Genomic DNA, 18,178 nt, shown 5'->3' on the forward strand with positions numbered 1-18,178 from the left:
CTTTATCGAAGGCTGGTACAACCCGCGCCGGCGGCACTCGTCACTGGACTACATGTCGCCGGCCGAGTACGAGAGGAGAAACTGGCTGGCTGCGTAGCAGCCCAGCCCACAACCATCCACGGAAACGGGTTAATTCCAAACTCGCGGGGCTGGTAGGTAGGTAGCCACCGCCAGACTTGGAGCGGCGCGACAGTTCTCCGCGCCGCTGCTGCGCGGTGCACCAGCCGCGGAGCCCCTGCGGTAGTCGAGGGCGGCTAGCGGCATCGCAGGCCGGGGGCCTGTCGGGCCCCTCCCCGGCCTGGGAAGCCCTCGAACGCCACCGCGACGTCGCTCGCTTGGCATGAACGGCTACGAAGCCGGTGGCAACGGGCAGTGTGAGACGACCGGTACGAGTGCCGCCTTGAATGAAGGGGGCCCAGTGGGGGCCCCGCTAGAATCGCGGTGAGCGTCATTCTAGGCGCAAGGTGTCACGGCTATAACATATTGAGTTTACTGGGAGTTCTGGTGCCCCCGGCGCGACTCGAACGCGCGACCCCAGGATTAGGAATCCTGTGCTCTATCCACCTGAGCTACGGGGGCACAGGATGGGACGCGTCTCTTAACCCGTCCGGCGCGGTCGTTCCACCGGAGCCGGCGCAGCCGTCGTCGACGCGGGACCGCGAGGCAGGCGCCGCCGCTCAGTCAATCTCGAGCCGCCGCCCGTCCTTGTCCTGCAGCACGAACTTGCCGAAGAACGCCCTGCCCCGCCGCCTCTGGAAGATACTGACGGCAATCAGCCAGACGCGCACGACGCGGCGCGGAGGCTCGCCGATGTAACGACGGTAGTCGGCAATGAGATCACGCTCTTCGTCGACCCAGCTCTCGAGATCGTTGTTGCCGCTTCGTACGACGACGTGGAACTCGCGGTCCTTCCACGTCGGCAGCGGGCACCAATAGCCGGTGCCGGCGGGAAGCTCGGCGCTCCACGTGTAGGTGATGTCGCGCCCGTTCTCGAACTCGACGGCGACGCTCAGGTAATCGTGCGAGGCCTGCGTGTCTTCGCGCAGCATCGACGGAAGCTCGTCGATCTTCCAGCTCCATCGAAGGTTGCTGCCCTCGGTGAGATCGAACGCCGCATCGTGCTGCAGGATGCTGACGTTGCGCTCGGTGTGGCACGCGATGCAGGGACGCTCGTCTTCGACTGCGCTCCGGAAAATGTCGCTCTGGCCGAGCATCCACAGGTAGCGCCACCCTTCCGGCGCGGGAACCGGCTTCGCGATTCTCGCTTGCTCGGCGGCCAGGCGTCCTGTGCCATCTGCCGCGGAAAGTGCCGCGAGGCCGGCAGCAGCGTCGCTGCGCCAGCGAATGACGACGACAGTCAATCCGCCGCGGAACTTTCGATAGTCGTTGAGCGACGTCGAGATGCGGCCGCTGTCGTCTCCCCACTGTCCGGGAAAGTAGCCGGCCAGGTACAGGCGTCCCGGCGCCTCCACACGAAAGCTGTGCGAGTCGCGGGTGCCGTTGAAGATCGCACCGCCCTCCCCGACCCTCATCCAGAGCTGGAACTGGGGCCCAACCCAGAGGTCGAGCGGATCGGACAATACGACGCGTCCCGCCGCGAACGTCGAAACCCACTCGCCGTCGTCGAGATCGAGACGCGTATCGAGCCACGGAAGCTGCGAGGCTTCCACGTCATAGATCTTCGCCGAAACGATCGCGCCTGAGTGCTCGAGCTTCTCGAGCGAAGAGAACCAGCTCCGGAGCGCGCCGCGTTCGACCGCCGCCTGGCTGCTGGCCGATTTGCCGCCGCGGACCGACCGCCACCGTCGCGCGGCGACCCGAAGATCCTGGGCGATTCCCATGCCGGTGTTGCTTAGCCGTGCCGCGGAGGCCGGACAAGGGGATGCGTCTGCGGGCGTTGCGCCGGCGATCTCGCTACCATGCGTCGATGCGGCGTCCGCTGCTCGAGCTTGCAGGGGCGCTCGTTGTCTTCCTGCTCACCATCGCAGTTGCCTGGCCGTCGCTGCAGTTCGGTTTTGTCGACGACGACCACGCGGTAGTCCTCGAGCGCAAACCCTTTTGGGAAATGGGGTTGAGCGATTTTCTTCACTCACGACCTTATGCCACGGGACGGCACTTCCTGGCCGTCACTCTCGACCTCGACCGGCTCCCTTCGGGGACAGTCCCTTTGCCGTTTCACGCGACGAACATCGCCATCGCGGGACTTTTGTCGGTGCTGGTCCTCGTGCTCGCGCTTCGTCTGGGACTCAGCGCTGCAGCGGCTTCGGTGGCGGCTGCGCTGTTTGCCGTTCATCCAGTCCACGTCGATGCGGTCTCCTCGATCGTCGGCCGCTGCGAGGCGCTGGCGGCCATCGGCGTGGTGGGAGCCTTGCTGGTGGCGCTCGGTCCAGCGGACCCGGCACGGCGGCGAGCCGGCCCGTGGCTCATTCTCGTGGCAACCGCACTGCTGGCCGGCATCGCGATGCATTCCAACGAGAGCGCGCTTTGCCTGCCGCTCCTCCTGGTCTCAGCGCGTCTACTGCTGGGTGCCAGGGTAGCACTGGCACCGGCGCTGGCAGGGACGGCCGTCGCGATCGCGAGCTGGGCCGCGATCGTCGTTCCATTGATGCCGACGATGGCGCCGACGGATTTCGTCGACAATCCCCTTGTCCACATGCCGGCGACCGAGAGGATTCCGAAGGCCTGCGCGATCCTGTGGGACTACGCGCGTCTTCTCGTGTGGCCCCACCCTCTTCTCGAAGACCGCTCGTTTCGCATGACCGATCCCTCGCTGGCATCCGGTACCATCGCGGTCGCGGCGTGGCTCCTGGTCGCGTGGATGGTCTGGCGCCTCGCGCGCCGTCATCGGGTGGCGGCTTTTGCCATCGCGTGGTTTCCGCTCGCGTTCGCGGTGACCGCAAACATTGCAGGCACCATCGGCGTGATGATGGCCGAAAGGTTGCTGCTGTTGCCGTCCGTCGGTGTCTGCCTGCTTGCCGGCCTCGCGTTCGAGCGGTTCGCATCGACTTTGCGTGCGCGCGCGCTCGCCACGGTCGCGACTGTCGGAGTTGTCATCACATTGTTCGTGCTGTTTCGCGCGCGACAGGCGCCGTGGAACGATCCGGAGAGCTACTTCGCGATATCGGCGGCATCCTCTCCCCTTTCGGCAAAGGCCCAGTTCGATTACGGCACCTGGCTGCTGCACCGCGGCGAACGCGAAGATGCAGAAGCTTCGTTTTCCCGCGCGCTCGCCCTCGTTCCGTCTTTCGCCATGGCCAATTCGCTGAAGGCCCAGAGCATGGCCGAGCGTGGCGACGCCGGTGGCGCGGCCGAAAGCTACCTCGCTTACATCGCGACGACTCCGGACGATACGAACGCACTCAAGAACCTCGCCAGCCTGCTGATGCAGGCAGGCCGGCCTCGCGAGGCGCTGCACTGGGCCCGGCGCCTGGTCGAGCTTCTGCCTGGAGACCAGGGCGCCGTGGACGTGCTCGAGGCTGCCGAGGGCGAGGCGAAGCAGGCGGATGCGAACGACAAGCCAAAGGTTGCGCCTGAAGCGGCGCCACCGAAGGCCGACGCCGCAACGCCTTCGCTCAATCCTTGAACGCCAGCTCGCGAAGCGGAAGTCGGTAGCGCTGCAGCAATCGGTATACCTGGAGCGCGCCCAGGCGCCGCCGCCCCTGGATCGTCCGCCTCTGGCGCCACACCTCGGGAAGACGCGAGAGCGCATTGGCGTAAGCCCGCGCAAGGATGCCGATCAGCGCTGCATGGGAATAGTCGCGGCTGAAGGTACTCGACATTCCTCGCCCGCTGGCCGCCGCATAGCCCTGCGCCGTGTAGCGCGCGATCGTCCACAGCGGGCTCAGCAGCAGGATGCGAAGAGGAAGCAGGCGCACGGCATTCCAGATGCGATTGCGCTCGACGAGATACGCCTTGAGCGCCGAGTGGTACCCGCTCGTCATCGATTTCTTGTGAAAGGCGACTGCGCCGGGCACGTAGCGGCAGCGCCAGCCGCGAAGCTGGCCGCGAAGGCCGAGGTCGAGGTCCTCGAGGTATGCGAAGTAGGATTCTTCGAAAAGCCCGACGTCCTCGAGCATCGCGCGCCGATAGACCGCCGCGCAGCCGTTCGGACAAAGTACTTCGTCGGCTTCCCGGTACTGTCCGGTGTCGCGCTCGAGCCAGCCGCGCGAGCGGCAAAGGCCGTCGGGGTAGACCAGCAGCCCCGTGGAATCGAAGACGTCGCGGCGATCGAACATTCTTACGTTGCTGGCGAACATCCCGAAATCCCGATCCCGGTCGGCCGCGTCGTCCATTTGCGCGAGAAAATTTTCGTCGAGCTCGGCGTCGTTGTTGAGCAGCAGCACCAGCTCGCCCGTCGATGCCGCGTACGCAGTGTTGTTGCCGGCGCAGAAACCGGTGTTGGTCGCCAGCTCGATGACGCGCACGCGGGGGAAGGAGGTGCGAACCAGCTCGGCGCTTCCGTCGCTCGAGCCGTTGTCGACGACGAGGACTTCGTAATCGGTGAAGGTCTGCTTGTGGACGGCCGCGAGGCAATCGACGAGAAGATCGCGCCCGTTCCAGGTCAGGATGAGGATCGAAAATCGGGGCATCGCGGCAGGGTCCGTGATCGAGGATGCCGCAGTTGCTCAGCCGGCCGCGACGCCCCGCGGTGATACGCGTCGCGGGCGCCGTTTGCGCTCACCGTTTGCGCTCAGCAGCGCCTCACGTAGCCGCCGCCGCTGCGATCGCCGACGCGGCTTTCGACGAGCACATCGGCCTTGGCGAGCAGGTCCTCGCTGTGGCAGTGCTTTTCGATCATCAGCGTCAGGTCGCTCAGGTCGTGCAGGAGCATCTGCTCGGCCTGGGTGCGCGCGGCGGGATCCGACAGCACGTGGATCAGGTCGAGCACGAGGTCTTCGAGCTCGAGGCTCTCGAGCTCGACGGCCATCTCGAACGCGCGGTCAAGGGAGACCGCGGAGGCCGCTTCGCGGTGCAGGGTTTCGATCACCGCTGCCGACTGCTGGACCACGGAGTCCTCGACGACGAAATGGAGCTGGTCTCCGGCCTGCTCGATCAGCGCCCGCACCAGGGCCAGCGCGCCGACGTGGCCGGCCTCGTGGCGTGCCATCGACATCCAGAACCGGTGAAGCTCGGGCTCGTCGCGGAACGTCGCCGCAAGACGCGTGTAGATGCCCATCGCCAGGGACTCGAGGCGGGAAGCCTCATCGATGGTCCTGCCGAGGGCCTTCGTCATCGAACGCCTGCTACCAGAGCGCCCCCACGGACGCGAGCCCGAAGTGTAATGGGGTCAGGCACCAGAGGAATGGGGTCAGGCACCATTCCTCTGGTGCCTGACCCCATTACATTCCGGTTATCTTTACGCTGGAGCGGCGGCGGCGGTGGCGGGGACTCGGCCCCTCAGGCCGGGTGCGGTGCCGAGCATCTTCTCCATCTGCTGGAGCTTGGCGGCAAACCCGGTGTCACCCGACTGGCGCTCAGCCACCGAGCGCACCGCGCGAAGAATGGACGTGTGATTGCGGCCGCCTAGGGCGTGCCCGATCTCCGGCAACGACGCTGCCGTCAGCTTGCGGCACATGTACGCGGCGATGTGGCGCGGCCACGCGACGCGGCGCGAGCGGTCCCTCGACAGCAGCTCGTCCCTTGTCAGCCCGTGGACCCATGCGACGGTGTCGATGACGACGTCGAGGTCGATCGGTCCGCGGCGCGCCAGGTAAGGCGTGATCATCGTTTCGACCACCCCGTCATCCAGAGGCAGCGACTGGTGATTGCTCGCCGCGCGCAGACGCGAGACGAGCCCTTCAATCTCACGCACGCTGCCCTGGAGCTGCACGGCGAGGCGATCCAGGATGTGGTCGTCGAGATGGATTCCCGCTTCGACGAGCTTTCCCTTGAGGATGCGAAGACGAAGCTCGCGGTCGAGCGGGCCGAGGTCGGCGAGAAGTCCGCCGGCGAATCGGCTCTGCAGGCCTCTCTCGAGATGCTCGAGCTCATCGGGCGGACGGTCGCTCGCCAGCGCGATCGGTTTTCCACTCTGATGCAGCAGGTTGAATACGTGGTAGAGCTCCTGCTGGGTACGCTTCTTGCCTGCAAGGAACTGCACGTCGTCGATCAGAAGTGCATCGGCGCCGCGGAACTCGCGGTGGAACGCTTCCATGCGGCCGCCCTGCAAGGACTCGACCATGCGGCGCGTGAAGTCTTCGCCCTGGTAGTAGAGCACGCGCTTGCCGCGCGCACGCAACGATTGGGCCACCGCCAGCAGAAGGTGCGTCTTGCCGAGGCCGACGCCGCCGTACAGGAACAGCGGATTGCCGCCTTCCCGTGTGCTGCCTTCGGCGAGTTGACGCGCGCCCAGGTACGCGAGGCGGTTGCCCTCGCCGACGAGGAAGCCGTCGAATGTTTTTTCGCGCGCGGGTTTGGCAGCCGAAGCTTGCGCGGTGCGCGAAGTGTTCGCGACGGCCTTGATGCCGCGGCCGCGCTGCCCCGTCGCCAGGCCGAGCTGGCCGACGACGACGACGACCTGGCACGACTTCTTGGCTGCCGCGCAAACGGAAGCTTCGATCGTGGGCAGGAACGACTGCTTGACGCGGTCACGAAACAGCCCGAACGGCGCTTCCAGCGTCAGGGTTTCCCCGTCGAAAGAGCGAGGTCCGAGCTCGAGAATCCAGGTCTGAAAATCTTTTTCCGATACGCGCTCCTCGATGAGGGCGCAGGCACCGTGCCAGAGACGTTCCGCTTCGTTGCTTCCAGTCACGCTTCACCTCTTGTTCGTCGCCGGGCCAGGATCGGGCGACAGTGCAGGTTGATCGTCGCCGGCCCGCGACGTTCTGCCCCAAGGCTGTCCAATTCGCTTTTTGGGATACCGCCCGGCACAAGCGTCGAACGCGAAGCGAGTGCGAAACGCGCTCTTTCGTGTCGACATCCGTTGCCGTGCGGTGCGCAGTGTCTACGTGCACGCCCTCCGGTGCGCAACAGGCACATAACGGAAAGGTGATTTTGCAGAGAATTTACCTTGGCGCTCGGTTGCCGTGTTCCATGGTGGATGGTTAGTGCGCGAACTTTCGAGACATTCGCGGGGGTGTCGATAACTCGAATGGTGCACGGGAGCATGTGGGCGCAGCGAGAATCGCAATGATGTGCAGATGATCACTCGTGCGACGGATTCGCGGGCGAACCGATCGCGCGTCGCAACGTGCGCAATGCAATTTGGAAACCTGATGAACGAAAAAGGAAGGGCTGCGCAGTCAGGCCTGCGCGCCGGCACCCTCGCTGCGTGCCGCGGCGGCGCGCCCCTGCTTCCAGTCCGCCAGGGCAACGCCGCTCGTCGCGACGGACGCATGCGTGCGTCCGCTGCCGAGCCCGATCTCGGTGCACATCGCAGCGAAAATCTCGTCGACCGACTCGTAGCGCGGGCCGCCGAGCCGGGCCAGAAGCTCGGCAAGAAGCTGCCATCCGGCCAAAGCGCGGCCCGGAGGCGCGACCGCGGTGCGGAAAAGCTGAAGTCTTCCGCCACGATTGACGTAAGTGCCGTCGGTTTCGAAATGACTTCCGGCGGCGAGCACGTGATCGGCATAAGCCATCGTCTTGCCGATTTCGTCGGCGACGACCAGCGTCTCGCCCATGTCTTCGAGGAACATTCCCCATCGATCCTCGTCGGCTGCGACGACGTCGGCGCGAAGCATGAGGATGCTGTCGACGTCCTCAGGCGGCGCGGTGTGCTCGGTGAATCCGAGAGCGACCAGGCCGGCGCGGTTCGGGAAACGATCGGTCGAAATCAGTTTGTCATCCGTGGGAATCTCCGAGGAGGCCGGAGAAACAACGACGCAGGGTCCGTTTCCGCACAGCGCAGCGATCCTCTTCGCAAGCCATCCCTCTTCCATCGTTGCGTGGGCCGACGCGAGCACCGCGGTACGCCGGTGGCTCTTCAGCGCGTCGGCAGCGCGTGAGACGACCTCATGCGGGTCGGATTCGACGAACTCGCTCCCGCCCCGCACGTAGGAACCGATCAACCGATGCTCGCCGTGGTTGCGCTGCCAGGTGCGGCGGCCGGCGTCGCACATCCAGAACGAATTGACCTCGGAGTTGAAGCGAGGCTTGAGGCGATAGATCCTTTCGTGGCGAAGATCCACGTCGATGTTGCAGCCGGTGGCGCAACCGGCGCAGATCGAAGGCGTAGCGTCGAGGTACCAGACGCGGGCCTGGAAGCGGAACTCGCGGCTGGTCAGCGCGCCGACCGGACAGATGTCGACGATGTTGGTGGCATACGGGTTGTCCACCTGCTTGCCGTCCGCCAGCGTCAGCTCGCTGTGGTCCCCGCGCTCCTTGATGCCCAGCTCGAAGGTGCGCGTGAACTCCTCGAGGAAGCGCACGCAGCGGGTGCACAGGATGCAGCGCTCTTGGTCGAGCATGATGTCGGGCCCGACCGGGATCACCTTGCCCTTGTCGACTTTTTCCTTGAGCGCGAACCGGCTGTGGTAGCGCCCGTAGTCCATGTAGTATTCCTGCAGCTTGCACTCGCCTGCCTGGTCGCAGATCGGGCAATCGATCGGATGATTGATCAGCAGGAATTCGAGCACGCCCTGGCGCGCTTCGATGACGCGCGGATTGTTCGACTCGACGACCATGCCGTCCTGCACGGTCGTGTTGCAGCCGATCTGGAGCTTGGGCAGCGGGTTGGGCTGCTTGGTCGACATCGCGCGGATGTCGACGAGGCACATGCGGCAGTTGCCGGCGATCGAGAGGCCGGGGTGATAGCAGTAGTGCGGAATCTCCAGGCCGGCCATCTCGGCGGCACGCACGAGGTTGGTGCCGTCGGGGACCTCGATGGTCTTCGCGTTGATCGTGACCTTTGCCATCTCGTCTTCCGCCCCTCCGCCTGCGCTCAAGCCGCCGCGGTCGCGTCGGCAGCGACGACGCGCGAGCGACCCGTGGCCGCCGCAAGGAACTCTTCGGGGAACTTCTGCAGGAAGCTGCGCACCGGCATCGCCGCCGCGTCCGACAGCACGCAGATCGTCGTGCCGAGCATTCCTTTGGCAACGCTGTCGAGCGTCGCGATGTCGCCTTCGCTCGCGAGGCCCTCGTCGAGCCGAATCAGCAATTTTTCGAGCCAGCCGGTGCCTTCGCGGCACGGTGTGCACTGCCCGCACGACTCGTGGTGGTAGAAGTGCGCGATGCGGCGCAGCGCGGCCACCATGTCGGTTGAATCATCCATGACGATGATGCCCGCCGAGCCGAGCATCGAGCCGGCCTTGACCACCGAATCGAAATCCATCGCGATGTCGCACTCGTCGGCCTTCAGGATCGGCACCGACGATCCACCGGGGATCACGGCCTTCAGTTTGCGCCCCGGCAGCATGCCGCCGCAGTGCTCGAAGATCAGATCCATCAGCGGCGTGCCCATCGGCAGCTCGTAGGTGCCCGGCCTCTTCACGTGGCCCGACACGCAGTAGAGCTTCGGCCCCGGACCCGACTCCGGACCGATGCCCTTGAACCAGGCCGCTCCCCTTTCGACGATGTGGCGCACGCAGGCCAGAGTCTCGACGTTGTTGACGATGGTCGGGCAGCCGAACACGCCGTAGACGGCGGGAAACGGAGGCTTGATGCGCGGGTTGGCGCGCTTGCCCTCGAGGGACTCGATCAGGCCGGTCTCTTCGCCGCAGATGTAGGCGCCCGCTCCGCGGTGCACGTGAATGTCGAGGCTGTAGGCCGAGCCGAAGACGCTCTGGCCGAGGTAGCCCTTCGCGTAGCAGTCGGCGATGGCCTTGTTCAGCACGTCGGCGCCGAACGCGAACTCGCCGCGAATGTAGATGTACGCAGTGTGGCAGCCGATCGCGAAGGCCGAGATGATCATGCCTTCGAGAAGCTGGTGAGGATCGTGGTCCATGAGGTCCCGATCCTTGAACGTGCCGGGCTCGCTCTCGTCGGCATTGCAGAGCAGGTACGTCGGCTTGCCGGTGCCCTTGGCGAGAAAGCTCCACTTGAGACCGGTCGGGAAACCGGCGCCGCCTCGTCCTCGCAGGTTGGAGTCCTTGACGGTCTGAAGAACCTCTTCGGGCTTCATCTCGTGCACTGCGCGGCGCGCGGTGCGATAACCGCCGTCGGCGACGTAGTTGTCGAGACTGCGCAAGTCGGCGCGAACGTCGCGATAGCGGAGCAGTACGTGCTGGCTCATGGTGATCGGTCTCGTGTCGGCTTCTTTCGAAACGCGCGTCGCTATTTGGCTTCCGACGAGAAACCGGTGGCCTGCTTCTGGCCCTGGATCTTGCGCTGCAGCGCCATCAGCGCGTCGAGCACTCCCTCGGGGCGCGGAGGACAGCCGGGCACGTAGATGTCGACCGGCACGAGGCGATCGATGCCGGGGATCGTCGTGTAGTTGTCGTAGAAACCGCCGGTGGATGCGCAGGCTCCGAAGGCCATCACCCACTTCGGCTCGCACATCTGGTCGTACACCCTCTGCAGGATGGGCGCCTGGCGCGCGGTCACCGTGCCGATGACCATCAGCAGGTCGCTCTGGCGCGGCGTGAAGCGCGGAAGCAGCGCGCCGAAACGGTCGATGTCGTAAGGGGCCATCGACAGCGACATGAATTCCATTGCGCAACACGCCGTCGCGAACGGGTACGGGAAGATCGAGTACTTGCGCGCCCATGCCAGCGCGGCATCGACGCGGGTGACCACCACGCTCTCGGCGAGCAGCCCGGCATCGCCGCGGACTTCTGCCAATCCGGGAGGTTTACCAAGCGTCGCGATCGGTTTTGCCATCTCCGTTACTTAAGGCCGGATCGAGGCCTTTTCAACACGCGTTGCGAGCCCCCTCGGCGAGGGCTAAGAGCGGCCCGCCTTCGACCATGCAATTGGGAGTTCTCAGCGCTGCTCACGATGTCGGTCGTGACTTCTGGCTCGACGGGACCGGCCTTGCCCGGATCGAAGTGGAGATCGGCCCTGGAAGCTGTGGATATCTCACCGCGGCAGCGCGCCGTCACCGCGATACCCTTTTCGTCGGCATCGAGATCCAGCGAGGCGCGCTCAAACCGGTGATCGGTCTTCGCCCTGCCCCGCCCAACCTGCGCCTTCTCAACGCCGACGGCTCCTGGGTGGTGCGTCACCTGCTGGCGCCCGCAAGCATCGACGCTTTCCACGTCTATTTCCCCGATCCCTGGTGGAAAAAGCGCCACTACAAGCGGCGGCTGTTCCAGCAGCCCTTCTGCGAGGCGCTGGCGATGACTCTGGCGCCTTGCGGCGCCGTCCATGTCGTGACGGACGTGGCGCCGCTGATGGGCGAGATCCGCCACCAGATGCTCGGGGCCGGCTTTGTTGCCGAGACCTGGGAACGCACGGGCTCCGACCTCGAATGCAGCTCCTACGAGCGCAAGTACCGCGCCCAGAATCGGCATTTCGAGCAGTGGATCTTCCGGCCGGCGGGCGCCGATGCCGATAGGGAGAGGATGAGCTAAGCCGCTCCCCCGCAATGCCTGGCGTCGCTGCGCAGGAAATCGCTCGCGACCCGGGCGATCCCGGCAGCGTCCAGCGCATGCTTGGCGTAGAGCTGGGAGCCGGTCCCCGACTCCCCGTAACTGTGGACCCCGTGGATGCGGATGGCGACGCCGCGCATTTCCGACAGCGCCTCCACCACAGCGCCACCGATCCCGCCGGCCACGCCATGGTCCTCGACCGTAAGGATGCGCCCGGTGCGGGACGCCGCCTTCTGGAGCGCCTCGGCGTCGATCGGCTTGATCGTGTGAAGGTTTAGAACTCCGGCGGAAATACCTTCCTTGGAAAGCTTTTCTGCTGCCTTGAGTGCTTCCGCAAGCACTCCGCCCGACGCGACGATCTCCAGGTCCTGTCCCTGGCGCAGCTCGACCGCTTTGCCGAATTCGAAGCGGTAGCCGGCGCCGTTGACGTCATCGAGCGCCTGGCGCGTCAGGCGAAGGTAGGCCGGGCCGCCCACGTAGTCGGCCAGGAACTCGGTGGCCTTCTCGGCCTCGACCGCATCGCCCGGCTGGATCACGACCATGTTCGGCAGCGAGCGCATCAGCGCGATATCCTCGAGGCCCATCTGAGAATAGCCGTCTTCGCCGATGCCGATTCCGCAGTGGGTTCCGACGACGCGCACGCCGGCGTTGTTGTAGCCGATCGACATGCGGATCTGCTCGAAGCGCCCGGTCAGAAAGCAGGCAAAACTTGCAACAAACGGCGTAAGTCCGCCGAGCGCCATGCCTGCCGCGATTCCGACCATGTTGCCTTCGGCGATGCCGAGCTCGAAGAAACGCTGGGGGAAAGCGTCGGCGAACTTCTTGGTGCCGACCGAACTGGCAAGGTCGGCATCGAGCACCACGACCCTCGGATGGGTGGAGCCGATTCGGTGCAGGGCATCACCGAACGCTGCGCGCGTGGCCTTGCCCATCTCAGGCAGCCTCCAGCTCGGCCAGGGCCCTTTCGAGCTCCTCGCCGTTCGGTGCCTTGCCGTGCCAGGCGTGGGTGTCCTCCATGAACGAGACGCCCTTGCCCTTGACCGTGTGCGCAATGATCACGCCGGGCTTCCCCGCTTCGGCCTCGCAGGCCGCAAAGGCGTCGAGCAGCGCCTCGACCGAGTGGCCGTCCACCTGCACGGCGTTCCATCCGAACGCTTCGAACTTTGCCGCCAGAGGCTCGAGGTCCATCACGGTGCGCACGTGCCCGTCGAGCTGGACCTTGTTGTAGTCGACGACCGCCGTCAGGCGACCGACGCCGAACTTGCCGGCTGCCATCGCGGCCTCCCAGACCTGGCCGGCCTGCAGCTCGCCGTCACCGAGCAGGCAGTACGTACGGTAGTTGTTCTTCGAATCGAGACGCTCGGCCAGCGCCATTCCCACGGCGACCGACAGGCCCTGGCCAAGGGAGCCGGTGGCGGCCTCGATGTACGGCAGCCGCACGTGATCCGGGTGTCCCTGCAGGCGACTGTCGATGCGCCGCAGCGTCTTCAACTCTTCGCGCGCGATGCAGCCGGCCTTGGCCAGCGCCGCATAGAGCACGGGAACGGCGTGTCCCTTCGACATCACGAATCGGTCCCGCGAGGGGTCGTCCGGCCTTCCCACCTGGTAGCGCAGGATGCGGAAATACAGGCACGCGACGATTTCGGCGGCCGACAGCGATCCGCCCGGATGCCCGGATCCGGCTGCGTGGATCATGCGCAGCGACTCGATGCGAAGCTCGCGCGCGATCTCCCTCAACTGCTCGACGGAAGTCACAGAAGGCCGGAAACTGCCCTTCCCGACACAGGGTGTCAACAAAGCGCTGTTGCCATCGCAGCAAAGGCAGCCTGCTGCGACCGGTTGCGCAAGAGCGCTGCGTGCTGTGCACGTGATCGCGTGCGTCGTGTCCGGTGCGCTTCGCTCGCTTGCGAGCAAAGCGCCAGTCAGGGACGGCCGCTCCAGTGCGTGTGGCTGCGTGCGCGCTCCGGGTCGGCCAGCACGTTGACGAACTTCACTTCGGGTGCGGCCCTGCGGATTTCGACGGCGGACAGGCCGCAGTTGTCGGTGCGGATGCGGCGATACTGCGCAAGCGGCGCGCCCAGGAAATGGCACAGCATCGTGCGGATGATGTCGCCGTGGGTCACGAACAGCACGCACTCGCCGGGGCGCGCCGTCGCAACGCTTTCGAGTCCGCGCTGCTGCACGATGTGCGCGGTCTCCCCTCCCGGCGTTTCGTTGGCCACGGGATCTTCGCAGAAGGCGAGATAGCGCGGATCGAGCGAGACTTCTTCGTACGTCTTTCCCTGCCAGCACCCGAAGCGCACTTCGACGAGCCGTTCGTCCGTCGTGACGTCCACCGCAAGGCGCGAAGCAACAATGACAGCCGACTCGGCCGCCCTGGCCAGAGGGCTGGTGACGATGCGGTGGATCGGCCATCCCGCGAGAAGGCTTGCGGCCTGCGCGCACTGCTGCCGGCCCTCGTCGCTCAGCGGGACGTCGAGGTCACCCATGATCCGCCGCCGGCGATTCCATTCGGTCTCGCCGTGACGCATCAGCAGGATCGTCGGGGGCGTGCCCTCAGGCGGCATTGCGTCCGGCGCCCGCCGGCGACGCAGCACGCAGTCCGCAGAACTCCTCGTAGTCGATCAGCTCGTGGATGGTCGGCGCATCGCCGCACATCGGGCACTTCGGATCGCGCCGCAGCCTCAGCATCGTCACGTCCATGCTGAGCGTGTCCAGCTTGGCGATTTTCCCGATGAGGGGTTCGCCGATGCCGAGGATCAGCTTGATCGTCTCGAGTGCCTGCATGCAGCCGACGAGGCCCGGCAGCACGCCGAGCACTCCGGCTTCGGCGCAGCTCGGCGCCATTCCCGGCGGCGGCGGCTCGGGGAAAAGGCAGCGGTAGCAGGGGCCGGCGCCCGGCTTGAACACCGTGACCTGCCCTTCGAACTGGAAGATGCTTCCGTGCACGTTCGTCTTGCCGGTCATCACGCAGGCATCGTTGACGAGGTAGCGCGTCGGGAAATTGTCGCAGCCGTCGACGATGATGTCGTAGTCCTTGATGATCGACAGGATGTTGGCCGAGTCGAGGCGCGTGCGATGCTCGACGACGTTGACGTCCGGATTGAGCGCGTGGATCGTCTTCTTCGCCGACTCGACTTTCGGCATGCCGATGCGGTCGGTCGTGTGCAGGATCTGGCGCTGCAGGTTCGAAAGATCGACGACGTCGTCGTCGACGATGCCGAGGGTGCCTACTCCGGCAGCCGCAAGGTAGAACGCGACCGGCGAGCCGAGCCCGCCGGCGCCGAGGCACAGCACGCGCGAATTGAGCAGCTTGGCCTGGCCGGCTTCGCCGACCTCACCGAGCAGGAAGTGGCGGCTGTAGCGCGACACTTGCTCGCGCGTGAACGCGTGGTCCTGCACCCACGGGAATCCGCCGTTCTTCCACGAGCCGAAACCGCCGCCGAGGGAGCGCACGTTCGCGTATCCCATTTCCTTGAGGATCCGGCCGGCCAGCAGCGAGCGCACTCCGCTCTGGCAGTACGCGATGACCGGCGTCTGCTTGTCGGGCACGTGGCCCTCGACCTGCATCTCGAGGAACCCGCGCGGAACGCTGATCGCGCCCGAGAGGTGGCCGTCGCGGAACTCTTCCTTCTCGCGCACGTCGAGCACGACGGTGCCCGAGCGCGAGTCCATCGTGCGGCGCAACTCGTCGGCCGTCACTTCGGGAATCGATTTTCGCGCTTCGTCGAGAATCTGCTGGTAGCTCTTCGCCATCACCGTCTCTCCCTGGCAATCCATTATGCTAATCACGAATGGGGTCAGGCACCAGCCCAGGGGTCAGGCACCAGCGCGTGGGGTCAGGCACCAGCGCGCATCAACTGGCCGCCGGCGCCCGAATGATGCGCGCTGGTGCCTGACCCCAAGCTAACCCTGCTTCCCGTCGTACAGGTCGGCGCGGTACGCGAGCCACGCGGCGATCGCGCGGGCGTAGCCGGGATCGACCAGGGCCCGCGGCCAGCGGATCGCAGAGGCCGGCGGCGTGCGGCGCGACAGCGACAGGGGGTCGGCGCTGGCGCCGAAAAAGAATCGCAGCTTTTCCCTGTCCGCGCGGCCGAGGAGGCCTGCGCGCCACAGGTACCAGAAGATCACGGGTTGTCGGCGATCGCCTCGCCGGGCTCGGCGCGCTTGTAGTCGTCGAGCATCTGCTTCATCAGCGCGCCCTCGCCCTGGTCGCGCATGACACGCGAGCGGTTCATCAGCGCGGTCTTGTCCTCGATGAAGTCTTCGCGGGTGTAGCCGGCGACGCGCGGGTGCACCGAAGTGTCCATGCGGATCGCATCACACGGGCAGGCTTCGACGCACATGCCGCAGTAGATGCAGCGAAGCGTGTCGATCTCGTAGCGCAGCGGGAACTTCTCGACGGACTTGTCGGGGCTCTCTCCCGCTTCGATGTAGATGCAGCGCGCCGGGCACGCGGTGGCGCAAAGGAAGCACGCCGTGCAGCGCACCGCGCCGTCGTCCTTGAGAGTCAGGCGATGGCTGCCGCGGTAGCTGGGACCGTAGTCGAAATACTGCTCCGGGTACTGCAGCGTCACCGATGCGCTGGTGCCCCTGGCCACGCCGAACTGGTGCCCGATGTGAAGGAAAAGATTGCGCCAGAAACGCCCGCCCGTGACGAGCAGGCCGCGGATCACTTCCGGTACGAAGATCCGCTCTCGGAAGTTCAGGTCTTCGGGACGTCTCACGAGGCTGGCGACCTCAGGCGGCGGATTTCGCGGCGCGACCGATGCTCGGACGGCCGAGAAGCCGGCTTCTCCATGCAGCGACGTTTGCCAGCGAGGGGTCGATCTGGATTCCGACCTGCGGGAGCGTCAGCAGCGCCGGTGCGAACGCGACGTCGGCCAGCGAGAAGTCGGACGCGAGGTACTCGCGGCCGGCGAGCTCGCGTTCGAGCATCGCGAGCGTCTTCGTGATGGCGTCGCGGGCGGCGTGTACCCGGGCTTCGTCCTTGTCGGCGGCCTTGGCCTCGCGCTCGAGCGCCATCACCGGAAGCGTGAATGCGCGGTCGGCGAAATCGACGAGAAGGCGCACCCTGGCCCTCTCGCCCGAGTCCTCGGGCATCAGCTCGGGCTCGTGCGGGTACTCGTCGTTCAAGTACTCGTTGATGATCGACGACTCGTAGACGATCAGCGATTCGTCAACGAGCACGGGAACTTTGCCGAAAGGGTTTAGCCGGCGGAACTCTTCGCTGCGCTGCTGGCCCCGCGCCAGGTCAACCTGCACCGAGTCGAAGGAGAGCTCCTTCTCGGCCAGCACGATGCGGACTTTTCTGCCGAACGGACATCCTGGGTAGTCGTAAATCGTCATCTTTTGCGCCTGCGCAACCGGGAACTCATAGACGAAACCCCGTCCTCACGCAATGCGTCGTCCTTTCAGTGCTTGTGCTGCAGCGGCACTTCGAGAAGGACGCCGATCAGTTTGCGTACTTCGGGATCGGGGTGGGACTTGTACTGCTCTTCGAGGGTCCGGACGCAATCGGGGCAGCCCTGCATCTGGCCCATCACCGAAACGGCGGCCAGGGCAGCCTCGCCCTTCTGTTCCTTGAGGGTCTTGATCAGCGCGGCCGATGCAGCCGGACCGCCGATGGCGGCAAGGGCCGCCGCCGATGCCTTGGCCGATCCTGCCCCGGCCGCCAGGGAGTCGGCCAGGATCGCGACCGAGGCGTCCCCGCCGGTTTTTCCGAGGCCCTCGGCAGCCGCCGTCGCGGGCATGAGCGCCGAAGGATCGGCCAGGATCTCGCGCACCTTGGCGGCGGCAGCCGGATCGGTCGCCGCGCGCCGGCCGAGGGCCTCGGCCGCATAGGACCGCATCTCCGGCGACGTCGACTTGGAGAGCGTCAACAGGCGGTCGGTGGGCGGCGCCGCGTCACCGAACGCCTCGAGGCCCTGCAGCGCGACGGCACCCGTCGCGTCGTCGCGAGAAACGAGCTTGGCAAGCTCGGGTTTGATCGACGTGACTTTCGCTGCCGCAAGCGCATCGACGAGGGCGGCCTTCTGGTCGGCTGCCGCGTCACCGGCCAGCCAGGCGGCAACCGGTGCAACGGAGCGCTCGGAGAAATCCCTGGCGAGCGTCGGATAGTCGGTCAGGAACACCGCCGCATCCTCGCGGATCACCGGCAAACTGGACAGCAGGGCCGCTGACACGGCGTCGACCTGGCGGGTCCAGCGATCGCTGCCTTTCATGTCGACCGCCGCCAGGTAATCGGTGAGCACGCGCCTGGCCTCGGCGACGTCATCGCCGCGAAACATGTAACGCGCTCCTCCGGCGACCTGGTGGCGAGGCGTGTCGGGAAGATTGTCCTTCCAGTACGAGTGCTGCGGGAGAACGCGGATCGGTGCCAGGAACGAATCCTTCTCTCGCAGCGCGGGCTTGTCCTTCTCGTCGCTCCCGACCTCGTGCACCAGCATCATGTTGCGGGGCCTGGTCCCGTTCGGCCCCCAGACCAGGTCGGTGAACTGGCCCGGGAAGACCAGGATCTTGCCGTCGGCGAACGTGAGCGGCTTGCCCACCTCGACGACACCCACGCCCCAGGCCGTCTGGGCGTACCAGAACAGCGTCGGGCGCTCGGGGGCCACCGAGGCCGACGCCGGGGCCGAGCTCGCGGCAAGGAACAGGGAACAGGCGATGAGAGTGTTGCGCATGCGGTCTCCGTGAAAAGAAACGGGCGGAGG

18 protein-coding genes and 1 tRNA gene are annotated in these 18,178 nt (G+C 66.0%); 3 read left to right on the forward strand and 16 right to left on the reverse strand.

What is annotated here, in order from left to right; translation table 11 throughout:
• A partial coding sequence (locus VGK20_14825; GenBank protein ID HEY2775319.1) for an IS3 family transposase occupies positions 1-97 on the forward strand: 97 nt, incomplete at its 5' end.
• A gap of 405 nt (positions 98-502) precedes the next feature.
• Here VGK20_14825 and VGK20_14830 read toward each other — a convergent pair.
• Both VGK20_14830 and VGK20_14835 read right to left on the reverse strand, forming a co-directional pair.
• Positions 503-579: transfer RNA gene (locus tag VGK20_14830), tRNA-Arg, on the reverse strand.
• Positions 580-677: 98 nt separating this feature from the next.
• Positions 678-1,841: a DUF3047 domain-containing protein gene (locus tag VGK20_14835; GenBank protein HEY2775320.1), complete on the reverse strand. Its 1,164-nt coding sequence runs from the start codon at positions 1,839-1,841 to the stop codon at positions 678-680.
• A gap of 86 nt (positions 1,842-1,927) precedes the next feature.
• On the opposite strand from VGK20_14835, the gene VGK20_14840 reads away from it, so the two are divergent.
• Positions 1,928-3,583 carry a hypothetical protein gene (locus VGK20_14840; protein HEY2775321.1) on the forward strand — a complete coding sequence of 552 codons (1,656 nt, stop codon included), beginning with the start codon at positions 1,928-1,930 and terminating at the stop codon, positions 3,581-3,583.
• Here VGK20_14840 and VGK20_14845 read toward each other — a convergent pair.
• From VGK20_14845 to nuoB, 6 genes are all read right to left on the reverse strand, one after another.
• Positions 3,573-4,589, reverse strand: a complete 1,017-nt coding sequence (locus VGK20_14845) for a glycosyltransferase family 2 protein (GenBank protein HEY2775322.1) — start codon at positions 4,587-4,589, stop codon at positions 3,573-3,575. The two genes, VGK20_14840 and VGK20_14845, sit on opposite strands and share 11 nt — an antisense overlap.
• 101 nt (positions 4,590-4,690) lie before the next feature.
• Positions 4,691-5,233 carry a hypothetical protein gene (locus tag VGK20_14850; GenBank protein ID HEY2775323.1) on the reverse strand — a complete coding sequence of 181 codons (543 nt, stop codon included), beginning with the start codon at positions 5,231-5,233 and terminating at the stop codon, positions 4,691-4,693.
• A 123-nt stretch (positions 5,234-5,356) separates the two neighbouring features.
• Positions 5,357-6,751, reverse strand: a complete 1,395-nt coding sequence (gene dnaA / locus VGK20_14855) for a chromosomal replication initiator protein DnaA (GenBank protein ID HEY2775324.1) — start codon at positions 6,749-6,751, stop codon at positions 5,357-5,359.
• Positions 6,752-7,241: 490 nt separating this feature from the next.
• The gene (locus VGK20_14860; GenBank protein ID HEY2775325.1) at positions 7,242-8,852 is read right to left on the reverse strand and encodes a 2Fe-2S iron-sulfur cluster-binding protein; all 1,611 of its coding nucleotides are present in this window, start codon (positions 8,850-8,852) and stop codon (positions 7,242-7,244) included.
• A 26-nt stretch (positions 8,853-8,878) separates the two neighbouring features.
• Positions 8,879-10,168, reverse strand: coding sequence for an NADH-quinone oxidoreductase subunit NuoF (gene nuoF / locus VGK20_14865; GenBank protein ID HEY2775326.1), 1,290 nt, complete (start codon positions 10,166-10,168; stop codon positions 8,879-8,881).
• Positions 10,169-10,209: 41 nt separating this feature from the next.
• Entirely contained in the window at positions 10,210-10,755 is a 546-nt protein-coding gene (gene nuoB, locus VGK20_14870; protein HEY2775327.1) for an NADH-quinone oxidoreductase subunit NuoB, read from the reverse strand.
• An 86-nt stretch (positions 10,756-10,841) separates the two neighbouring features.
• Between nuoB and VGK20_14875 the strand changes: the two genes are divergently transcribed.
• On the forward strand, positions 10,842-11,447 hold the full coding sequence (locus VGK20_14875) for a hypothetical protein (GenBank protein HEY2775328.1): 606 nt from the start codon (positions 10,842-10,844) through the stop codon (positions 11,445-11,447).
• Here VGK20_14875 and VGK20_14880 read toward each other — a convergent pair.
• From VGK20_14880 to VGK20_14915, 8 genes are all read right to left on the reverse strand, one after another.
• On the reverse strand, positions 11,444-12,397 hold the full coding sequence (locus tag VGK20_14880; protein ID HEY2775329.1) for a transketolase C-terminal domain-containing protein: 954 nt from the start codon (positions 12,395-12,397) through the stop codon (positions 11,444-11,446). The two genes, VGK20_14875 and VGK20_14880, sit on opposite strands and share 4 nt — an antisense overlap.
• 1 nt (position 12,398) lies before the next feature.
• Positions 12,399-13,220: a transketolase gene (locus VGK20_14885; protein ID HEY2775330.1), complete on the reverse strand. Its 822-nt coding sequence runs from the start codon at positions 13,218-13,220 to the stop codon at positions 12,399-12,401.
• A 167-nt stretch (positions 13,221-13,387) separates the two neighbouring features.
• A complete protein-coding gene (locus VGK20_14890) occupies positions 13,388-14,032 on the reverse strand; it encodes a histidine phosphatase family protein (GenBank protein ID HEY2775331.1) in 645 nt (214 codons plus the stop codon).
• Positions 14,022-15,221: a molybdopterin-synthase adenylyltransferase MoeB gene (gene moeB / locus VGK20_14895; GenBank protein HEY2775332.1), complete on the reverse strand. Its 1,200-nt coding sequence runs from the start codon at positions 15,219-15,221 to the stop codon at positions 14,022-14,024. Before moeB ends, VGK20_14890 begins: the two co-directional genes overlap by 11 nt.
• 150 nt (positions 15,222-15,371) lie before the next feature.
• A complete protein-coding gene (locus VGK20_14900) occupies positions 15,372-15,596 on the reverse strand; it encodes a hypothetical protein (GenBank protein ID HEY2775333.1) in 225 nt (74 codons plus the stop codon).
• Positions 15,593-16,192 (reverse strand): NADH-quinone oxidoreductase subunit I, encoded by a 600-nt coding sequence (locus VGK20_14905; protein ID HEY2775334.1) that lies wholly within the window; start codon positions 16,190-16,192, stop codon positions 15,593-15,595. Before VGK20_14905 ends, VGK20_14900 begins: the two co-directional genes overlap by 4 nt.
• Positions 16,193-16,205: 13 nt before the next feature.
• The gene (locus tag VGK20_14910; protein ID HEY2775335.1) at positions 16,206-16,814 is read right to left on the reverse strand and encodes a glutathione S-transferase family protein; all 609 of its coding nucleotides are present in this window, start codon (positions 16,812-16,814) and stop codon (positions 16,206-16,208) included.
• A 65-nt stretch (positions 16,815-16,879) separates the two neighbouring features.
• Positions 16,880-18,148 (reverse strand): hypothetical protein, encoded by a 1,269-nt coding sequence (locus tag VGK20_14915; protein ID HEY2775336.1) that lies wholly within the window; start codon positions 18,146-18,148, stop codon positions 16,880-16,882.
• Positions 18,149-18,178: the final 30 nt, after the last annotated feature.

This window comes from Candidatus Binatia bacterium (assembly GCA_036493895.1).
GTDB lineage: Bacteria > Desulfobacterota > Binatia > UBA1149 > CAITLU01 > DATNBU01.

Bases quoted from the DNA above. Each gene is read 5' to 3' on its own strand.
- VGK20_14835 (HEY2775320.1), bottom strand. From the start codon at position 1,841: ATGGGAATCGCCCAGGATCTTCGGGTCGCCGCGCGACGGTGGCGGTCG.
- VGK20_14840 (HEY2775321.1), top strand. From the start codon at position 1,928: ATGCGGCGTCCGCTGCTCGAGCTTGCAGGGGCGCTCGTTGTCTTCCTG.
- VGK20_14845 (HEY2775322.1), bottom strand. From the start codon at position 4,589: ATGCCCCGATTTTCGATCCTCATCCTGACCTGGAACGGGCGCGATCTT.
- VGK20_14850 (HEY2775323.1), bottom strand. From the start codon at position 5,233: ATGACGAAGGCCCTCGGCAGGACCATCGATGAGGCTTCCCGCCTCGAG.
- VGK20_14860 (HEY2775325.1), bottom strand. From the start codon at position 8,852: ATGGCAAAGGTCACGATCAACGCGAAGACCATCGAGGTCCCCGACGGC.
- nuoF (HEY2775326.1), bottom strand. From the start codon at position 10,168: ATGAGCCAGCACGTACTGCTCCGCTATCGCGACGTTCGCGCCGACTTG.
- nuoB (HEY2775327.1), bottom strand. From the start codon at position 10,755: ATGGCAAAACCGATCGCGACGCTTGGTAAACCTCCCGGATTGGCAGAA.
- VGK20_14875 (HEY2775328.1), top strand. From the start codon at position 10,842: ATGCAATTGGGAGTTCTCAGCGCTGCTCACGATGTCGGTCGTGACTTC.
- VGK20_14880 (HEY2775329.1), bottom strand. From the start codon at position 12,397: ATGGGCAAGGCCACGCGCGCAGCGTTCGGTGATGCCCTGCACCGAATC.
- VGK20_14890 (HEY2775331.1), bottom strand. From the start codon at position 14,032: ATGCCGCCTGAGGGCACGCCCCCGACGATCCTGCTGATGCGTCACGGC.
- moeB (HEY2775332.1), bottom strand. From the start codon at position 15,221: ATGGCGAAGAGCTACCAGCAGATTCTCGACGAAGCGCGAAAATCGATT.
- VGK20_14910 (HEY2775335.1), bottom strand. From the start codon at position 16,814: ATGACGATTTACGACTACCCAGGATGTCCGTTCGGCAGAAAAGTCCGC.
- VGK20_14915 (HEY2775336.1), bottom strand. From the start codon at position 18,148: ATGCGCAACACTCTCATCGCCTGTTCCCTGTTCCTTGCCGCGAGCTCG.